The organism is Faecalibacterium sp. DFI.5.82, assembly GCF_029076575.1.
Lineage (GTDB): Bacteria > Bacillota > Clostridia > Oscillospirales > Ruminococcaceae > Faecalibacterium > Faecalibacterium duncaniae.
The window spans coordinates 1-313 of sequence record NZ_JARFIS010000470.1 but is presented as its reverse complement, the minus strand read 5'-3'; the positions used below and the strand labels follow the sequence as shown (position 1 = coordinate 313).

The window sequence follows — 313 nt, the reverse complement described above, 5'->3', positions numbered from 1 at the left end:
ATCTGCCCCTTGTACCACTCGTTGGAAAAGTAGACCCGGCCCAGCCCGTCTGTCACTATGCCACAATGGTATTTGGTGCTCCATCCATCTTCCGGCAGGGGCCAGTTTTTCACATCCTGACAGGTGCCCCGGTCGGTGAGTACAATCCGTGTGGCGTTGGTGGGATCGCCCACCCAGAGGGAATGGTCAGCCCAGCACAGGGTCCGGGGCGGACCGTAAAATCCAATGGGGGACGGCTCGAACCAGTTGAGGGTAGCCGGATTCTTGCTCAGTAATGCCCGTCCAGAGCCGCTGGCAGCGGGACTATTGGGCG

At 60.1% G+C, this 313-nt stretch carries 1 pseudogene; it reads right to left on the bottom strand.

Going from position 1 to position 313, the window contains the following annotated elements:
- Nucleotides 1–313, bottom strand: a pseudogene (locus P0G09_RS17465) (hypothetical protein); the annotation flags it as partial.